Origin of the sequence: Vagococcus elongatus (genome assembly GCF_003987645.1) — a bacterium.
GTDB classification, from domain to species: Bacteria; Bacillota; Bacilli; order Lactobacillales; family Vagococcaceae; genus Vagococcus_A; species Vagococcus_A elongatus.
Window position 1 is genome coordinate 1 of sequence record NZ_NGKA01000010.1, and the last position, 18,333, is coordinate 18,333.

The 18,333-nt window shown below is 37.8% G+C and carries 14 protein-coding genes; 3 read left to right on the top strand and 11 right to left on the bottom strand.

Annotation, left to right across the window (positions count from 1 at the left end; translation table 11 throughout):
- Window positions 1-248 precede the first annotated feature (248 nt).
- From CBF29_RS07515 to CBF29_RS07530, 4 genes are all read right to left on the bottom strand, one after another.
- On the bottom strand, window positions 249-965 hold the full coding sequence (locus CBF29_RS07515; protein WP_126809147.1) for an MIP/aquaporin family protein: 717 nt from the start codon (window positions 963-965) through the stop codon (window positions 249-251).
- A 1-nt stretch (window position 966) separates the two neighbouring features.
- Window positions 967-2,805 (bottom strand): type 1 glycerol-3-phosphate oxidase, encoded by a 1,839-nt coding sequence (gene glpO, locus CBF29_RS07520; RefSeq protein ID WP_126809148.1) that lies wholly within the window; start codon window positions 2,803-2,805, stop codon window positions 967-969.
- A 12-nt stretch (window positions 2,806-2,817) separates the two neighbouring features.
- The gene (gene glpK / locus CBF29_RS07525; protein ID WP_126809149.1) at window positions 2,818-4,323 is read right to left on the bottom strand and encodes a glycerol kinase GlpK; all 1,506 of its coding nucleotides are present in this window, start codon (window positions 4,321-4,323) and stop codon (window positions 2,818-2,820) included.
- A 144-nt stretch (window positions 4,324-4,467) separates the two neighbouring features.
- A complete protein-coding gene (locus CBF29_RS07530) occupies window positions 4,468-5,940 on the bottom strand; it encodes an AcpB/EbpR/MafR family transcriptional regulator (protein ID WP_126809150.1) in 1,473 nt (490 codons plus the stop codon).
- A gap of 909 nt (window positions 5,941-6,849) precedes the next feature.
- Between CBF29_RS07530 and CBF29_RS07535 the strand changes: the two genes are divergently transcribed.
- Window positions 6,850-7,290: a flavodoxin gene (locus CBF29_RS07535; RefSeq protein ID WP_126809151.1), complete on the top strand. Its 441-nt coding sequence runs from the start codon at window positions 6,850-6,852 to the stop codon at window positions 7,288-7,290.
- A gap of 70 nt (window positions 7,291-7,360) precedes the next feature.
- Here CBF29_RS07535 and CBF29_RS07540 read toward each other — a convergent pair whose 3' ends face one another.
- Both CBF29_RS07540 and CBF29_RS07545 read right to left on the bottom strand, forming a co-directional pair.
- Window positions 7,361-8,572 carry an FprA family A-type flavoprotein gene (locus tag CBF29_RS07540; protein ID WP_126809152.1) on the bottom strand — a complete coding sequence of 404 codons (1,212 nt, stop codon included), beginning with the start codon at window positions 8,570-8,572 and terminating at the stop codon, window positions 7,361-7,363.
- A gap of 342 nt (window positions 8,573-8,914) precedes the next feature.
- Window positions 8,915-9,478: a TMEM175 family protein gene (locus CBF29_RS07545; RefSeq protein ID WP_126809153.1), complete on the bottom strand. Its 564-nt coding sequence runs from the start codon at window positions 9,476-9,478 to the stop codon at window positions 8,915-8,917.
- 320 nt (window positions 9,479-9,798) lie between these two features.
- On the opposite strand from CBF29_RS07545, the gene CBF29_RS07550 reads away from it, so the two are divergent.
- Both CBF29_RS07550 and CBF29_RS07555 read left to right on the top strand, forming a co-directional pair.
- A complete protein-coding gene (locus tag CBF29_RS07550; RefSeq protein WP_126809154.1) occupies window positions 9,799-11,541 on the top strand; it encodes a thiamine pyrophosphate-dependent enzyme in 1,743 nt (580 codons plus the stop codon).
- A 393-nt stretch (window positions 11,542-11,934) separates the two neighbouring features.
- On the top strand, window positions 11,935-13,026 hold the full coding sequence (locus CBF29_RS07555) for a hypothetical protein (protein WP_126809155.1): 1,092 nt from the start codon (window positions 11,935-11,937) through the stop codon (window positions 13,024-13,026).
- A 141-nt stretch (window positions 13,027-13,167) separates the two neighbouring features.
- Here CBF29_RS07555 and CBF29_RS07560 read toward each other — a convergent pair whose 3' ends face one another.
- From CBF29_RS07560 to fucO, 5 genes are all read right to left on the bottom strand, one after another.
- Window positions 13,168-13,830: an ABC-2 transporter permease gene (locus CBF29_RS07560; RefSeq protein WP_126809156.1), complete on the bottom strand. Its 663-nt coding sequence runs from the start codon at window positions 13,828-13,830 to the stop codon at window positions 13,168-13,170.
- Entirely contained in the window at window positions 13,830-14,690 is an 861-nt protein-coding gene (locus tag CBF29_RS07565; protein ID WP_126809157.1) for an ABC transporter ATP-binding protein, read from the bottom strand. Before CBF29_RS07565 ends, CBF29_RS07560 begins: the two co-directional genes overlap by 1 nt.
- The gene (locus CBF29_RS07570; RefSeq protein WP_126809158.1) at window positions 14,687-15,067 is read right to left on the bottom strand and encodes a GntR family transcriptional regulator; all 381 of its coding nucleotides are present in this window, start codon (window positions 15,065-15,067) and stop codon (window positions 14,687-14,689) included. The genes CBF29_RS07565 and CBF29_RS07570 overlap by 4 nt, the downstream gene beginning before the upstream one ends.
- A 241-nt stretch (window positions 15,068-15,308) precedes the next feature.
- Window positions 15,309-16,514 (bottom strand): M20 metallopeptidase family protein, encoded by a 1,206-nt coding sequence (locus CBF29_RS07575; RefSeq protein ID WP_126809159.1) that lies wholly within the window; start codon window positions 16,512-16,514, stop codon window positions 15,309-15,311.
- A 236-nt stretch (window positions 16,515-16,750) separates the two neighbouring features.
- Window positions 16,751-17,902 (bottom strand): lactaldehyde reductase, encoded by a 1,152-nt coding sequence (gene fucO, locus CBF29_RS07580; protein WP_126809160.1) that lies wholly within the window; start codon window positions 17,900-17,902, stop codon window positions 16,751-16,753.
- Between the last annotated feature and the right edge of the window lie 431 nt (window positions 17,903-18,333).

Here is an 18,333-nt window from a genome sequence, read left to right on the forward strand (position 1 = left end):
GACCTGATTCATGTTATAATCTTTGTACATAGATAGCACTCCCTTTTGGTTATGGTTGGTACTTTAATTATACAAGGAAGTGCTATTTTTATCGCTAAAAAAAGGAACAAAATCATAAAAAGATTTCATTCCTTTTTTGTTTTAAATGAGGACTTATGGGTCAGCCTCTTTTTTTATTCAATAAGAAAAAGTCAAAAAACTACTGATTCCATTACCTGAATCAGTAGTCTGTGATTATATGAAAATTTCTAAACCATCACATTATAAACCAGTACAGCAATTATCCCGCCAATAATCGGTCCTACAACAGGAATCCATGAATAAGTCCAGTCAGAAGTGCCTTTATTAGCAATCGGCAAAATCTCATGAGCGATACGCGGTCCTAAATCACGGGCAGGGTTGATAGCATAACCTGTAGGTCCTCCTAACGAAAGTCCGATGGATAAAATCAGAAATCCTACTGCCAAAACATTGACCCCTCCGGCAAACTCATGTTGCGAGAATGACAAAATACCTAAAACTAGTACAAATGTGCCGATAGCTTCAGTCGCTAAATTTGATGGTGAGTTCCTTACAGCGGGACCGGTGGCAAAACTCCCCAATATGGCACCTTGATCTTTCGTTTCCGCCCAGTGGGGAAGATACGCAATCCAGACCAAAACGGCACCGACAATCGCCCCTAACATTTGAGCGATAATAAAAGGAAGAACTAAGTGCCAGCTAAGGCTGCCTTCTATTGCCATCGCGATCGTTAACGCTGGATTTAGATGGGCTGGTCCCATGAAACCAGATATGTAAGCTGCCATCGCCACTGCCATTGCCCATCCAAAAGTAATCACAATCCAACCCGATCCTTGAGCCTTGCTTTTATTCAAATTAACGGCTGCACAAACGCCATCTCCTAATAAGATTAATAATAATGTCCCAATAAATTCCCCAAAAATTTGTGCCATATCCCCTGTCATGTCAGTTTCTCCCTTCCTTTAGCTCCCTTAAATCTGATTCTGCAATTGCTTCATTCAACTCTTCAAAATAGCTCGTCTTCTGCTCTTTCGTCCAATTAAAGTAATTGGACATGGCATCAACAACAGGTTGTTTGAGTTCATCCAACGTATCACGACCAAATAGCATATGGTTGGTTCTACGAAGTAAATAATCTGTTGGCGTCAACACCATTTCTTCTTCCAATCCGTAGTACAGGCGAATGGATTCGGTCAGAGTTAAATTGTCAAACGGATTCACTTTTCCAATCAAATCAAACAATTCCCCGGCATTAGAACCATAAAAGTCCGAAATATATCTTGCGTCTCCCCTTGACAGTCCTCGAAGCATTCCCTTGTTTGTATATTCTTCGATTGTTTCTTCCACTTTTTCCGAATCAAAATGGCCTCCGGAAATTTGATAGTTTTTGGAGTCGATTTCTCTAAATGACAAACCGTAGTTATCAAGCAGCAATTGTCGGATTAGTGTCAACGCTCCCTCTGCCATCTTCCGATAATCTGTAATTTTACCGCCGGATAAAGTAATCAGTCCATCTTCTTCCTGCTCAAGAGAACTCCCGCGAGAGACAGCTGATGGATTAGAATCCTTTTCTGCCAAGCTGTTTTTCAAACGACTCAAAACTGTTTCCACATCTTCTCGGCTAGCTTTTTTCATTTGATAATCAGCAACTACTTCTATAACACGTGCAAAGCTTTCATCAGAAATTTTACCGCTATTTCCTCCATTGTAATCTGAGCCTGAATTGCCGGAAATCAGCGGACGCAGACCTGCCCAACTTGCCTCAATATCCTCGATACCGATAGTTGCTTCAGGAAAACGGAAATTAATGACTTCCAACAAATAGTCAACATCTTCATCTGTCACTTTAGGTGTCCGGTAATCCCCCTGATAGTCTGTGTCAGTCGTGCCAAAGTATGTTTTACTTTCACGAGGAATAACGAAAACCATTCTGCCATCTTGTTTGCCCGTATCGAAATACGTTGGTTGAGGCACAGGCAGCTTTTTACTGTCTACAACAAGATGCACGCCTTTGGTCGGTCTGAGGTAAGGAACGATGGAACCTTGTCGATTCAAGCTGCGGACTTTGTCTACCCATGGACCGCTTGTATTGATGACAAGTTTTGACCGAATCTCAATGATGTCATCAGTCAGCAAATCCTTAGCTTTCACCCCGATAATTTGTCTTTGATTATCATACAAAAAATCAACTGCTTCCATTTTGCTCGCCAAGTATGCACCATCTTCATTGGCTTGTTTGATGTTCTCAATGACTAGACGGGCATCGTTATTTCGAAAATCCAAATAGACCCCGGCACCTAACAGCCCCTCTTTTTTAATATAGGGCTCACGCTCGATCACTTCTTCAGGTGTCAACATATAATTCTCATAACTGGTCCCTTTGACCCCAGCCAGTTGATCGTACAAATCCATAGCAATTTTTACAGAGAACATATTAAAGGTTGTTGCTCCCTCGCCCTCATAAATCGGAAGCAGCATGGGATCCGGTTTTGGTATATGAGGTGCCAAGTGTTGTACCACCGCACGTTCTGTAACCGTATCGGCAACGACCTCTACATCAAAATTCTTTAAATATCGGATGCCCCCATGAACCAGTTTTGTTGAGCGGGAAGATGTTCCTTCTGAAAAATCCTGCATCTCAATCAGTCCGGTTTTTATACCGGAAGCTGCAGCTTGCACTGCAACTCCGGCACCGGTAATTCCCCCGCCGATAATCAATAAATCCAGCTCTTCAGTCTGTAATTTTTTAATTGTTTCCTGCCTTGTTTTAATTGAAAAACTCATAACAACAGCTCCTTACTGCTTTGGCTTAAATGTACGAGCAGCAGTTACTGCTTGTTGCCACCCAGAATATAGTTTCTCTCTATGTTCATCATCCATGTTAGGCTCAAAAATCTTGCCGGCTTCGTAGGATTCTTTGATTTCATCAATATCTTTCCAGTATCCTACAGCCAAACCAGCTAAGAAAGCCGCACCTAAAGCAGTTGTTTCAAGATTGGCAGCCTTTTGAATCGGAGTATTGATGATATCTGCTTGAAATTGCATCAGATAGTCATTATTAGCCGCACCGCCATCTACTTTCAAAACAGGTATTTTAATTCCCGTATCAGCTTCCATGGTGTCGATAATGTCACGCACTTGATAAGCGATGGATTGAAGAGTTGCTTTTGCCACATCATTGCGGTTGGTCCCACGAGTAATACCAAACATTGCCCCGCGGACGTCTTGATCCCAGTATGGAGCCCCTAGTCCGACAAAAGCCGGCACTACATAGACTTCATCCTCATTATCCGATTTTCTTGCCATCTCTTCCGAATCCCCGGATTTCTCCATCAGCTGAAGACCGTCACGCAACCACTGGATTGAGGAGCCGGCAACAAAAATACTTCCTTCAAGCGCATAATAAATCTTGCCATTGATGCCATAGCCTATAGTTGTCAGTAGATTATTATGTGATAATTGCGGTTTTTCACCAGTATTCATCACTATAAACGCACCGGTTCCATAAGTATTTTTTACCATCCCCGGTTCAAAAGCCATTTGTCCAAATAAAGCAGCCTGCTGATCTCCTGCCATACCGCAGATAGGAACTTCACTGCCATAAAAATGAAAACTCTTAGTATGACCATAAACTTCAGAGTTGGAACATACTTTTGGCAGCATTGAACGAGGAATATTTAAAAGATCTAAAATTTCCTGATCCCAATCTAATTTTTCAATATTAAACAGCATCGTTCTGCTGGCATTGGAATAATCGGTCACATGTGCACCGCCGTCTGTCAGTTTCCATGTCAGCCAAGTGTCAATCGTACCAAACATCAATTCACCCTTGTCAGCTTTTTCCTGCATGCCTGCCACATTATCCAATATCCAGCGAATTTTTGTTGCAGAAAAATAAGAATCGATAATCAATCCGGTTTTTTTATGGAAAAAATCACCATGGCCTTCTGTTTTTAATTTTTCTGCAATCGGAGCTGATTGTCTTGACTGCCAAACAATGGCATTATAGACAGGTTTGCCAGTTTCTCTATCCCAAATGACTGTTGTTTCACGCTGGTTGGTGATGCCGATTCCTACTACTTGTTCTGGTTTGATTCCAGACTCGATGAACGCTCCTGCAATCACGGATTGAACAGAATTCCAAATTTCATTAGGATTGTGTTCTACCCATCCTTCTTGAGGAAAAATTTGGGTGAATTCTTTTTGAGAACTCCCAACCTGATTTCCCCGCTTGTCATAAATAATTGCTCGCGAACTTGTGGTGCCTTGGTCAATTGCCATAATGTAAGTATTTTCTGTCATCAACATTACCTCCATCTGTAATCGCTTTCTGCGTTGCATCTCCATAGTACCTTATTTTTGAAATGACGTACAATCAAAAAATAACATCTCCTGCGTTTTTTTGACAGTAACCAAAAACTGACTGTGATAAATTATATATCACAGTCAGTTTTTACTGATTCTCATTTTTTTCAAAACTTCTTTTACTTGGTAAATATCATATTCAGAATAAAATTCAGACAAACAATATGTTTGAGGCAGTCCGGAATATTTTTTCTCAACAAGGGAAGTCGTTAAAATCAAATCATAGCTTTTATTTTTTTGGTACAATTCCAGTTCTACACCAATCATCGGACGCAGCTCTATCAGCAACAACTGATAGAAAGGTTCACAATATGACGCCTTCTCTTCAAAATCAATCGCCACTTTGATTGTTTTAGTCATTAGAAAATCTATCATTGACAACACACTGGCGTATCTGAGTAACGTGGTGTCATGCAGTGTATTCTGAGAGTGGTAAGGCTGGTGAATCTGGTCCAAAGCCAGATTCAACAAACGATCCAGCAGCGTTACTAAAGTATTTCCAAGCAGCAACTTTTGCCTCTCCAGCATATTTTGGCGATGATAGACTTCAAGCTTTCCTTTGAAAAAATAAAGCTGACTATTGATATGTGACACTTGATAGCCCACCTTTTTTTCCAGCTGGATTGATAACCGGCGAGGACGATAATGAAGCAAAATAGTTTCGCGAACAAAAACATCCATCATGGCAGTTGGAAGTTTCTTGCTGCGAGAGATATCATACTCATAAAATCTTTCTTCATCAAATAGTGAAAAAGAAACTAGGAACACATAAAACATCATACTTTCTGCTTGGATGCTCTCAGTCGGCAAATAACTAAAGTAATCTTGCATCAAACTCGACACTTGCTGATACAACGAATCAGCAAGATAGGACGTCATCTTCTCTTGTAATTTGACTGTATTTGTTTTTTTATTATTCAAACGTTTTTTTGTAATGGTGAGCCAGCAATTAATTTTTTTCTCAGCACTTTCATTGAAAGTTGTTTTTAACTTTTTTTCCAATTCTCTAATAAATCTTTGATTTTGAGAATCAGCAAATGAATAGTCGTTCGCCTTATTTTTTATTAAAAAACGATACAGCTGAAAATAAAAATATCTGACTTGAAGTTCCTCTCCTTGAAGACAGCCATTTTTTATTTGAATATCAAATTCTGACAGTGATCCGTTTAATTCTTTTATCTTACGGAATAATGTGGATTCACTCAGGGAGAGGGTGGTAACCAATTTAACTGTTGTAAACTCCTGATAGGACAGCAAGTAATCTAAGATGTTAAATTTTATCGCATCTTCTAAGAAAAAGGCCAGTATACTCTCAAAATTTACTTCTTCCGGCAAGTGCAAAGTTATTTTAACAGCATCTACCGTGATGCCTCCTCGTACTCGAAACACATGCAAGTGATTAATTTCTTCGATGTATTGATCAAATCCGCTTTTAGACAATCCAATTTCAGCCCTCAAGAGATTAAGCGGCATGCTTCCTCCATTTAATATTAGACTGCGTAAAATTTTCACTTGTAATTGTTCTTTCTTTTCCAACAATTGGTCAACCTTCATCAGCTCATACTCCTTAATAAGAATCAATCAATGCAAATGATCATAATTTCAAAAAAAATAGAATTATATCGTTAATATCTTCAACTTTATCTCCGTTAACTTCTCTCTTGGCACCAGTACATCAGCCCTGACTGTTTAAGTCAGTTAAATTCATTTGAGCAGGGCTAAATTTAATGTTTTTAGCTTTTTGTTCAAAAAATTATACATTCATGGAAACGATCATCTTGAAATGTGATGTTGTTTTCTGGAAAGGTCACTTGTTTTGAACAATTTCGTACCTGCTTCTCTTACCTAAAACCATCATGTTTCCATAGTAACATGATATATTTTTTTCTCAAAGATTTACCTTGAATATGATAAGATAATTATAAAAAAACGAGAGTCATTTTAAATTTATTAAGATAAACATCTTAAAACATCGTCATAACACGTTTTTAAACAACGAATTCCTATCACTTGATTACTCTCATATAACGATTCACATTTTAATGGTTTCGATTTACCTTTAAATAGTTTGTGAATTTTATTCATTTGTTGCCGTTTAATCAGTGCGACAGTTTTGTGGTAAATGCGGCGTTACAAAAGCTGCTTCATATTGTTTATACCCCCAATCGAATGAACAGATGATAAGATTACGCTGGTCTAAGACATTTTATGATGAATTAAAAATATTTTTTCTTAACGTAAAACAACTTTCAGATTAAATTTTTTTCTCTATTATTTGTGAAAAATATTTTATTTCAGCTATTTTAAAGGATTTTTCTACAATTCACTTAACAAAGCCTCAGGCCCTAAAAATGTCTATTATCTTAATTTTTTTCAAGTTCTTACAAACCTTTTCAGTCTCACTCTACCTCAAAATCTCAACATCTGTTATAATAATTGTAAACAATTGAAAGGAGAAATATTATGGCAATAGCAAAATTAGTATATGCAAGTCAAGGCGGCAACACTGAAGAAGTAGCTGAAATCGTTGAAAGAGCTCTAGAAGAAAATGGACTAGAGGTCGAAAAAGAAGAGGTAGATGATGTAGATATCGACTTTTTCGAAGACGGCGACCTTTTCATCGTGGCAACTTTCACTTATAGTGATGGTGTACCAGATGAATTTGAAGATTTCTTTGATGATTTGAAAGAACAAGACTTCAGCAATAAAATTTTTGGTGTCGTAGGATCTGGCGACACTTCGTACGATCATTTTGGTCAAGCGATTGATGAATTTGAAGAAGTCTTTTTAGAAATCGGCGGAATCAAAGGGGCTGACTCTGTAAAAGTAGAATTAGCACCTGAGGATGACGATGTGGAAGCATTGGAAAAATTCGCCAAAGAAATTGCTTCTAAAGTCCAATAACATAAAAATAAGCTGAACTCCCAAGTGGTTGGGTGGTTCAGCTTATTTATTTTTCATTTCTCTTGTTGAATTACGCGTTGAGTGACGCGACAATCGCATCTGCCAGTGCTTCAATCTCCGGCACGTTATCAACTTTAACTGAGGATGAAATTTTTACAGGTTCACCCACAATTTCAAAATGTTTTGGATCTTCGAAGTAACTTTCCATCGTTTTCAAAGCTGCGCCGCCCCAAGTCGCATTGGTCATAAAGGAAATCTTGCGGTTTTGCAAATTCAAACGCAAAGCCTCTCTGATAACTGTATCCATCTTATACATCAAATCTCCATTATAGTTAGGCGATGCCAAAACAATATGGGAGTAGCTCCACATCTCCGACATCAATAATGACGGGTCAGTGTTAGAGATATCGTACAGACGCAGATTTTTCACGCCTTTTTCAGCAAGCATTGTTGCTAAATTTCCCACTGCATTTTCCGTATTGCCATACATAGAACCAAAAAGGATTAGCACACTTTCTTGTTCCGGCTCATAACTTGCCCATTGGCGATAACGATCAATCATATATGAAATATGCTCTTTGTCACGGAAAATCGGCCCATGAAGAGGAAGAATCATATTGATAGGCAAGCCATTCAGCTTTTTGAGGACTTTTAGTACGTTAGATCCAAATTTACCAATGATATTGACAAAATAGCGGCGACTTTCTTCTTTAATTCGTCCATCAAAGTCCAATTCATCAGAAAACAGGTTTCCGTCAAGCGGTGAGAAAGAACCAAAACCATCAGCTGAAAATAGAAAGCCGTCACTGATATCATAGCTGAACATAACTTCCGGCCAGTGAACATTTGGCGCCATAATAAATTTCAGTGTCCGTTTTCCTAATTCTAAGGTGTCTCCCCCTTTTACTGGATGATAATTATCTTTCACATGCACATCGTAAAACTGTTCCAAAAACTTGAAGGTGGTTTTATTCCCGACTAACTTAACGTCAGGGAAACGTCGCAAAACTGCTTCGATGTTCGCACAGTGATCCGGCTCCATGTGATGGATGATTAGATAGTCAAGTTCTCTGCCGCCTAAAGCATGAAGGATATTTTCCATGTAAATATCACTGATCGAAGAGTCCACAGTATCAAGCAAAGCAGTCTTTTCATCTAAGAGAACGTAGGAATTATAGGACATCCCATGAGCTAGAGGGAAAAGGTTTTCAAATAACTGTACCTGTCGATCTGTCGCTCCGACCCAAATGATGTCATCGGTGATTTTTCTTGTATTATGCATAAGTTCCTCCTATTAAATCATTATTACATTGCCCATTATACTCCATATTAGTGAACAATTCCACAAGAAGACGTATGAGAGATTAACTATTATCAGCGGTTTACCCTTCTCTTTTTCCTAAAAAACCGCCTCTTGATAAGCTTATAAAAAATTCTTCCTAAGCCCTTTAAAAAAGACTTAGAAAGAATGAAAAATAAAAATCCCTTGCTATAATTTTAACAAAATCAACTAAAACCCGTAAAGCCATCTCAACATACCTTCAAGACAAGCTTTTTGATAATCTTTTCAGTAAATTCTATTCATATATTAAAAACATTCACAGCTGCCAGTGATTATAACTCTTTAGCCCAAAAAATGTTCGATTTTTTTGTTAGGGGAAATCCACAAAAGGATCATCAAAAGATTCACCAGACAAACCATGATAGGATTGATTACTATCCCTAGAATCAATGCCACGATATTCAATAAAATGGAAAAAACCGTCTTCCGAAAATCCGCTTTAATAATCGGCTCTTCGTTGCTCTTGGAAAGTGTGATTACCATCAACAAGAAGGCACAATCTGCCAAACAAATGACCAAACCGTACAGTAGTTGGGGAAACAGACTAAACAGATGTTCACTGATCCAAGCGGTGGAAAAAGGGAATAATGTCAAACTGAATAAGAAAAAAATATTGGCCCAAAGAACTTTACTGTTGATTTTTTTTGCTACCTGAAAAAGATGATGATGATTCAGCCAGTAAATCGCTACTAGACTAAAACTTAAAAGATAAATAAACACACCATGCTCAATCCCCAGCAAATCTTTTAGTGAATCTCCTTTAGGTGGCGTCAAATTTAGAACTAAAATAGTGATGACAATGGCGATAACCCCATCAGAAAAAGCTTCTAATCTTCCTGTTGACATAGTTTCATTCCTCCAAATTTAAGTATGATGGGCTTTTGTCGGTTATTTTTTTAGAGCATTATTTGAAACAATAGCCGATGGAGCGTACTGTTTTTAAACAATCCGTCCATGTGAGTCCATGTGATAAGTATAGACAAATTTTTTTAATTTGACAAATGAAATTATATAAATATCAGCTGAAGCTCTCCAATTATTTTCAATAGATAAGATATTTATTTCACATTAATTATTTCTAATATACTATTAATGAAACTATGACTATCAAACACCAATCTAATCTTGCTGTGGTATAATTATTTATAAGAAATGGAGGAATTTTTATGAAGATGACCGCTGGAGATTCTCTTGTAAAGGTACTGGAATCATGGAATGTGAAGCATATTTATGGCATTGTTGGAAGCTCTGTTAACGGCTTAATGGAAGCGTTATACAAAGAACGGGAGACGATAAATTACATTCAAGTTCGTCACGAATCAGCTGGAGCAATGGCAGCAGCCGGCCACGCAAAAACAACTGATGAAATCGGCGTGTGCTTTGGATCTGCCGCTCCTGGAGGAACTAATCTTTTTAATGGTCTTTACGATGCAAAGATGGACCGAGTCCCGATGCTGGCAATCATCGGACAATCTGCCACAGAAAATATCAATACTAATTTTTTCCAAGAAATGGACGAAGTTCCGATTTATACAGATGTGAGCGTATTTAATAAAATGGTGACCACTGCAAAGCAAATCCCCCATGTCATTGATGAAGCTATCAGAACTGCCTATATACAAAAAGGTGTTTCTGTCGTCATTCTTCCTAATGATTTGGTGGAAAAAGAAATTGATTTCTCATTAGGAAAGGAAAAAAAGACCCCACCTCTTCCACCGCATTTTCCGATTGATGAAGTGGAGGTCAATCAAGTGCTTGCCATGATACAGGAAGCTAAACGACCAGTTTTTTATGGGGGACTAGGACTCAAGGGTGCTAGAGATACTGTGGAGGAATTTGCCACACAGTTTGCCATGCCGATTGTGACAAGTGCCATATCTATTGGCGTAGCTGCGTCTAACAATCATAAAAATTTCATGGGAGCTTTTGGCAGGCTTGGAACTAAACCAGCTTTTGACGTACTTCAAGAGGCTGACTTGATTCTCTTTGTAGGGAGCAATCATCCGTTTGTGAGAGCTTGGCCGACCGATGCAAAAATCATCCAAATCAATCACCGGATTGAAGATATTGCAAAACAGGCTCCTGTAGAAATGGGCATTGTAGCTGATGCCGGAGCCTTTATTGACCGGTTGATTAAGAGCGGTGTGTCACGTGAGGAAACAGATTTCTTGAAAGCAGCACGGATTTCAAAAGAAAATTGGGACCGATATTTGACCGAGCTTGCGGCTGATGAAGCAAACGGTTTATCTGCTGAAGCAGTCATTAAAGCCGTTGGTGATCATTCGACAGCAGATGCTTATTATGGGCTTGATGTAGGAAATAATACCATGTACTCTGTTCGCATGCTGCCTCTAAACCAGCAACGGCAATATTCTGTCAGTGGGATTTTTGCGACATTAGGAGTGGGATTGCCTTACAGTATTGCCGCAAAATTGGCAAAACCTGAACGTCAAGTATGGAGTATTTCAGGAGATGGCGGTGTGGCAATGAACATTCAAGAAATCATCACTCAGGCTCGCTACGAACTGCCTATCATCAATATCATTTTGAGCAATCAATCTTATGGCTTCATCAAACACGCGCAACTCAATAGCGAATTTCTTTACGGAGTGGATATCACAGACGTTGACTGGGCGATGACGACGAAAGGCATGGGTGCGTTAAGTTTTACTGTAACATCTCTCAACGAGCTTTATGAATGTATGGAAGAAATCGAACTCTTACAAAAACACGGAAATAAAAAACCTATTGTCATTGATGCCAAAGTCTATTACTCGGATCCCGTGGATACTAGTCTGGTAACTTTAGATCCAAAAAGATTCAGCAAAGAACAAATCGAAGGCTATAAGGACAGATATCAATTTTATAATCAGCCTTCTCTATCTGAAATAATAGACAACTTACCATAAATTTTATCTACACTAATAACCGCCCTTTATACTAATGGGCGGTTTTGTTGTTTGATGACTGGTCAACTCCTCTTGTTTGTACTACTTATATTGATTTCTGTAATATGACAACATATCTCCTTTGGTTCTTTCTGTGTAGGAAAACATGAATACATTTTACCAACTTCGCACCCCGTCAGTGCTTCTTCAAAAAGGGGTACCTTGGAGAACACAAATTTTCCTTAACTAATGAATAACTGTCCATTCAGAGGAGAATTGATACCCTTTCTTCTTCATTTTTATCCTCAAAATATTATTAAGACGAGCATCTTCTTAATGAATAAAAGTAAAAAATATTTATCTCTCCCTTTTTAAACAAAAATAAGTTAAAATAATACTCACGGAGGTAAATAGATGAGAAAAAAAACAAAAACAAGGGTTAAACAAATCATCTTTATTTTAGTTTGTGCCTGTTTCGGATTCGTTTTAGGGATTACTATAGGAAAGGCCGGCGTGACCACACCAAAAATAATAATTTACTCATTTTCAGTTGTTCTTTTTTATATCATGCATATCTTCATCCATGAAGCTGGACATGGGTTTTTTGGCTCTCTCACAGGTCATAAAATGCTCAGCTATCGCATTTTTTCTTTCATGTGGCTGTGGCAAGAGGATGGAAAAATCGTTTTTCGCCGTCTGAAAGTCCCCGGGACATTGGGCCAATGTTTAATGAGTCCGCCAAAATTTCAAGACGAAAATTATCCTTATAGGCTATATATAATGGGAGGTGTTTTAGCAAATTTATTTAGCAGTTTGCTCATCGGATTACTCTTTATCCCAAGTTCTGTCTTTGCAGTCCTTTTTGTTCTTGCGGGGCTTTTCATTGCTATCACTAATGCGATTCCTATGGGGTTTAATGATGGGATGACCTACAAAATTGCATCTTCAAGTCCTGAACAGCAATATTTACTCTATCTCCAAATGGAAGTAAATTCACGCTTAACTAAAGGACAAACCTATCAAGAAATGCCTGAAGAATATCTACGCACCGTCCCTGCGATTCCAGAAAGAACTTATTTCAATGACTACCAGATTTTCTTGCAAATTGGATTGGCTTTTGACAAACAAGATTGGGACGATTTCAGAAATAAACTAGAAGATTTATGGAAAGAACGAGAAAATTTAATCAGTCTTTATCAAACCGAACTAAAAAAAGAATTGCTCTTTGCTTTATGCTTGCAGGACCCTCAAAACCCAAGAATTCCTGATTTATGGGAAGATAAAATTGTAAAAGCCAGTTTAAAACAATCATTGATGGGAAATCGGCGGATTGAAGCTGCCTACTATTACTTTATTGCAAATGATAAACAGAAAGCTGTCTCCCTTTTGAACAAAGGCATCAGTTTAAAAGAAAAAGCACCAAATCTAGGAGATAGCAAGATGGAGTTGCGAACGATTAACTATCTTCTGGATATCATGGGTCCAGATCTGGAAAAAGACATCTGACACACAAAAACCTCCAAGCAACTTTGGAGGTTTTCATTTTTTCTGATCTCTGAAAAATTTATACATGCAAAAACTTTTTTCGTTAAAACACGCAACTTATCTATCAAGCTCGTACTTGCCAGACTAAGTTAAAAAGAATTGCTAACTGATTTCTTTTTTTGAATAGTATACAGTGGCACATACATAACTCAAAAATAAAGCAGCTATCACTCCCAGACCTCCTAGACTAAATAAAGTATAATCGTTCAAATTTAATAATGTCTCCAGCATCCGATCAAAATTCAAAAAAGAAAAATTCCAGAAATAGCTTATCAGCATAATACTAATAATCCCCACGGTCACGAAAATACCTTTGTCCCCTAAAACAATATAAGATAGATAGTTGATTGCCACCGAAAGTAAAGATAATAAGAGACAGGCACCTCCCATATAGAGGCCTTGAGTTATCGTGATTGAATGATAAATGTAAGTATGAATAAAAATACCTACAAACAGGACTGCCGTATTGAACAGACAATATAAAACCCCTAAACTATACTTTGCAAAAATAATTTCCCGTTTAGTTACAGGCATGGCAAGCTGACTCTTATCATAATGACTTATCCTGTCTCTCTCGGAAGACATTTGGAGCAAGCTGGGAGATATGATAAATGGGATATAAACAAATGCTGGCAGAACAAGGCCATAAACATTTTTCATTAATAACATTGATAAAACACAGACTGAAAAATTTAATATCAAACTCAAACGATTTTTACGAATCAGTAAATTTTGGCACAAATCCTTTGTCATCACACCAGTCATTATAATTTCTCTCCTTTCACCATAAAAAGCATAATATCTTCTAACGTCGCATTTTCAACAACCAACCCCTCAATATTCCTTCTAATATCATATTTATTATTCACCAGAATATTATAGGCATAATCATCTTCACGATAAGCGACCACATCATTTTCATGGAGTGATTCAAACATCCGTTTGCCACACCTGACTATTCCATAATTCTCTCTAATATCCTCATAACTCTTAACAAACATTATCTCTCCCTCATGGATAAACCCTATGTAATCCGCTATTTTATCTAAATCACTGGTAATATGGCTAGATATCAAGATGGTGTTTTCTTCATTTTCGCTATAGTCTTGAAGAATATCTAATATTTCATTACGGAATACCGGATCAAGTCCACTTGTCGCTTCATCTAGAATAAGTAATTTTGTATCATGACTAAAAGCAACGGCAAATTCAAGTTTCATTTTCATCCCCCGGGAAAAATCTTTCAGCTTTTTGTTTTTCGGAAGATTGAATTCCTCCAACAACTGAAAGTACTTTTCGGAACCCCAGCTTTTATAAACTTTACTCATAATTTTAGCAATAATTGCTGGAGTAAACTCCAAATCAAAATGAGTTTGATCGAAAATTACTGCGATATTTTCTTTGATTTCCTTTTGGTATTGATTAAATCCCTTGCCAAAAAAATTTAAAGTATCGTAACTGGCATTGGTGAGCCCTAATAGGGAATTGATCAACGTGGACTTCCCAGCACCGTTTTCGCCAATCAAACCAAAGACGCTCCCCTTAGGAATCTCTAAATCGATACCCTTTAATGAAAAATCTTTATAGGATTTTTTTAGATTTTTTACGATAACTGCGTTACTCATTCCACTTCCTCCAAATATAATAATTTTAATATCTCAATGAGACTATCCATCGAAATGCCATTTTCTTTTGCGAGAGTCGCTGTATTTTCCAGCAGCGATTCGATTCTCCTGAGATTTTCCTCCCTGATGAAATCTTTGTTCGTTTCTGCTACAAAAGTTCCTTTGGCAGGAATGGTTTCAATGAATCCATCATGTAAAAGGACTTCATAAGCCTTTTGAGTTGTAATGACGCTGATATGCAAACTTTTTGCTAATTTCCTCATGGACGGTAAAGCATCCCCCGCCTTTAACTTTCCAGTCATGATCATCTCTTTGATTTGAGAACTGATTTGCTCATAAATTGGTTTATCGATGGTGCTGCTGATAATTATTTCCAACTTAGTTCCCCCCTAATTTAAGCCTGAACTGTACTTAGTCAACAAGTACAGTATATACAGATTTCAAAAATCTGTCAAGGATGATTTTTAACAACTCGTGAGCTAATATAAAATCTTAATCTAGTAACTAAAAGAATACCTTTTGCAAAAGTAACCTTTATAAAAAATATCTCCTAAAAATTTCGTAAACGCTGGAGGCAATAAAAAAGAAGTACCCTTTATAAATTGGGTACTTCTTTTTTTAATTGCTCTCCAACCAGCTAAGTGCCGCCCCAACATAGGCAGCCGCACCGTAAGGCAAACACTCTTCATCCAATACTAATTTTGGATGATGGACACTATATGTCTCACCTTTTCGCAAGTCACTGGCTGCCAACATCATCAAAGCGGTCGGTATTTTATGAGAAATGTAGGCAAAATCCTCTGAACCCATAACAGGTATTTCCTGCTTTATTGGCGGAATATATTTACCTTCCAGATATTTAGGCAGAACATTTTGAAGATGTTTTGATAATTCCGCATTTGTTTCAAAATACGGAGCACCTACTGGAAAATCCGCTGTTGCAGTACATCGAAAAGCTTTCGCTATATTTTCAGAAATTTCACTGATTCGTTCTTTGATTAATTTTCTATGGACCTCATCATAAGTTCGAATCGTTCCGCCCATAGAAATCTTATCAGGAATGACATTGGATGTTTCACCACCGCTTATCTCTCCAACGGTTATGGAAACCACAGCGTTTGGAGGCAAGTCTCTTGATTGAATCGTATTCAATGCACTGTGAATCGCACTCATAGGAACTAACGGGTCAGATGTCAAATATGGCGTTGAACCATGTCCGCCTTTTCCCTGAATAGTGATTTTAAACCAGTCTACAGAAGCCATCGTCGGACCGCCTTCTGACACAAGCACGGTTCCTACATCAAAGGGAACCGCAGGCATCACATGAATCATCACCGCCGCATCAGGCTTGGGGTTTTCCAGAACCCCGTGAGTCATCATATCATGAGCACCTTCCATAATTTCTTCTCCCGGCTGGAACATCAATTTTACTGTTCCCGGTATCTCTTCCTCATGAATTTTCAAAATTTTAGCGGCAGCCAGCAACATGGTCGTATGCATATCATGACCGCATGCATGCATCCTGCCTTCAATTTTAGATTTGTATGACAAATCATTGTCTTCCAATATTGGCAGTGCATCCATGTCTGCGCGAAGCATAAAAACTTTGCCTTTTCCTGTCCCAACGGTAGTTGTTAATCCCGCCTGCCCTACACGCCGGATATCAGTATATCCCATCTCTTGCAACTTGTTTTCAACAAACTCTCGTGTCTCCAGCAAGTCAAGGCCAAGTTCAGGATTTTCATGAAGATATCTTCTATTGTGAATCATTTCATCTTTCATCGCTTTAGCTTCTGTTAAAATGTCTTTCTCACATAACACCATCTAAATAACCTCCAATAATCATTTTGAATTAAAGTTCAAAAATATATTTTTCTATACTGTTTATTTTATACTATTTTGATAATTATGATAGTTTTTGAAGATACTGATTGAGTAGTTTCATTCGTGGAGCGCTCATTATTTTTAAAATACAAAAAAACTAGGGGAAACATCTCATCCCCTAGCTCATTAGCATGTCACAGATGCAAATAAAGCATCTTTTCGTGAACTTCTAAATTTTAAAGTAATGAACGATAAAGTTCAACGATTTCTTCCACGTTTGTATCTCTTGGATTCCCACCAGTAGTCACATCTACTAAAGCATCTTTTGCAATTTGTTCTACATCTTCAGCTTTAAAACCTACTTCAGTCAATGTTTTGGGAATGCCAACATCAATGCCTAACTGACGAACTGCATTGACTGCTGCATCTCTGGCTTCTTCTAGTGACATCTCCTCCACACCGGAAACACCCATTGCTGTGGCAATATTACGATATTTGTCACCAGTAAATTCTTTATTGTAATCCATGACTGTTGGCAATAAAATAGCATTTGCCACACCATGAGGAGTATCATACCATGCGCCTAGCGGGTGAGCCATGCCGTGAACCAAGCCTAAACCTACGTTAGAGAATCCCATACCGGCAATATATTGTCCCAAGGCCATATCTTCTCTGCCTGTTAAGTCGCCATTGACAGAATCTCTTAGAGAACGTGCGATGATTTCGATAGCTTTGATATGAAGCATGTCAGACATTTCCCAAGCACCTTTAGTTATATAGCCTTCAATCGCATGGGTCAAAGCATCCATTCCTGTAGCTGCTGCTAAATCTTTAGGCATACCCAGCATCATTTCGCTGTCTACAAATGCTACAACTGGAATATCATGGACATCCACACACACAAATTTACGTTTTTTTACTTCATCTGTGATGACGTAGTTGATTGTAACCTCAGCAGCAGTACCAGATGTGGTGGGCACAGCCAAAAGCGGAACAGAAGGATTTTTAGTAGGTGCAACCCCTTCAAGACTTACAATATCGCTAAATTCTGGATTCGCAACCACAATACCAATAGCTTTTGCTGTGTCGATCGGTGATCCTCCGCCAACAGCTAAAATATAGTCTGCGCCAGAAGCCTTGTAAGCCTCTATTCCATCTTTAACGACTGCAACAGTTGGATTAGGAACAGTTTTGTCAAAAATTTCATAGGATAACGCATTATCCTTCAACAATTTAGTAATTTTTTCTACTAGACCTGCTTTAACTAATCCTTCGTCTGTGACAATAAAAGCTTTTTCAAATCCTCGAGCTTTTACCTCCTCAGGGATGTGGGTAATCGCTCCAGCCCCAAAGTAAGAGGTTTCATTTAAAATCATCCTGTTTGCCATACTTAACAACTTCCTTTCATGTGAATAAAATCACTTATGCTTTTATAAAAAAAGAAAATATTTTATCTCCTTATTCTATCATAGATAACCTGCATTTAGTAACAAGAAAATATTTACAAGTCCTTCAAGTTTATATTCATTCTGGTTAAATGACACAAGAAAGATTGTTAGATCCTGATTTTTTGATAATTTAAAAAGGCAGTTATCCACTGAGTCATAGATGATACTCGATACCTTCTTTCAAAAATTGAAAAAATTTTAATTTAAATGTTTTTCATCTTTTTTTTGAAAAAGCATCACACTTAATTCTTATTCGTCCAGTATATTATAAACATACCAACAAAAACCCTATTAAAACTTTTCATTATTTACTCCTCCAAAGTAAATAAAAAATCTCCTCTTGCCTCCAGTGCAGTGTATTGCTGGAGGCT

Excerpts from the sequence above, each read along its gene's own strand:
- CBF29_RS07515 (WP_126809147.1), bottom strand. The coding sequence starts at position 965 with ATGACAGGGGATATGGCACAAATTTTTGGGGAATTTATTGGGACATTA.
- glpO (WP_126809148.1), bottom strand. The coding sequence starts at position 2,805 with ATGAGTTTTTCAATTAAAACAAGGCAGGAAACAATTAAAAAATTACAG.
- glpK (WP_126809149.1), bottom strand. The coding sequence starts at position 4,323 with ATGACAGAAAATACTTACATTATGGCAATTGACCAAGGCACCACAAGT.
- CBF29_RS07530 (WP_126809150.1), bottom strand. The coding sequence starts at position 5,940 with ATGAAGGTTGACCAATTGTTGGAAAAGAAAGAACAATTACAAGTGAAA.
- CBF29_RS07535 (WP_126809151.1), top strand. The coding sequence starts at position 6,850 with ATGGCAATAGCAAAATTAGTATATGCAAGTCAAGGCGGCAACACTGAA.
- CBF29_RS07540 (WP_126809152.1), bottom strand. The coding sequence starts at position 8,572 with ATGCATAATACAAGAAAAATCACCGATGACATCATTTGGGTCGGAGCG.
- CBF29_RS07545 (WP_126809153.1), bottom strand. The coding sequence starts at position 9,478 with ATGTCAACAGGAAGATTAGAAGCTTTTTCTGATGGGGTTATCGCCATT.
- CBF29_RS07550 (WP_126809154.1), top strand. The coding sequence starts at position 9,799 with ATGAAGATGACCGCTGGAGATTCTCTTGTAAAGGTACTGGAATCATGG.
- CBF29_RS07555 (WP_126809155.1), top strand. The coding sequence starts at position 11,935 with ATGAGAAAAAAAACAAAAACAAGGGTTAAACAAATCATCTTTATTTTA.
- CBF29_RS07560 (WP_126809156.1), bottom strand. The coding sequence starts at position 13,830 with ATGACTGGTGTGATGACAAAGGATTTGTGCCAAAATTTACTGATTCGT.
- CBF29_RS07565 (WP_126809157.1), bottom strand. The coding sequence starts at position 14,690 with ATGAGTAACGCAGTTATCGTAAAAAATCTAAAAAAATCCTATAAAGAT.
- CBF29_RS07575 (WP_126809159.1), bottom strand. The coding sequence starts at position 16,514 with ATGGTGTTATGTGAGAAAGACATTTTAACAGAAGCTAAAGCGATGAAA.
- fucO (WP_126809160.1), bottom strand. The coding sequence starts at position 17,902 with ATGGCAAACAGGATGATTTTAAATGAAACCTCTTACTTTGGGGCTGGA.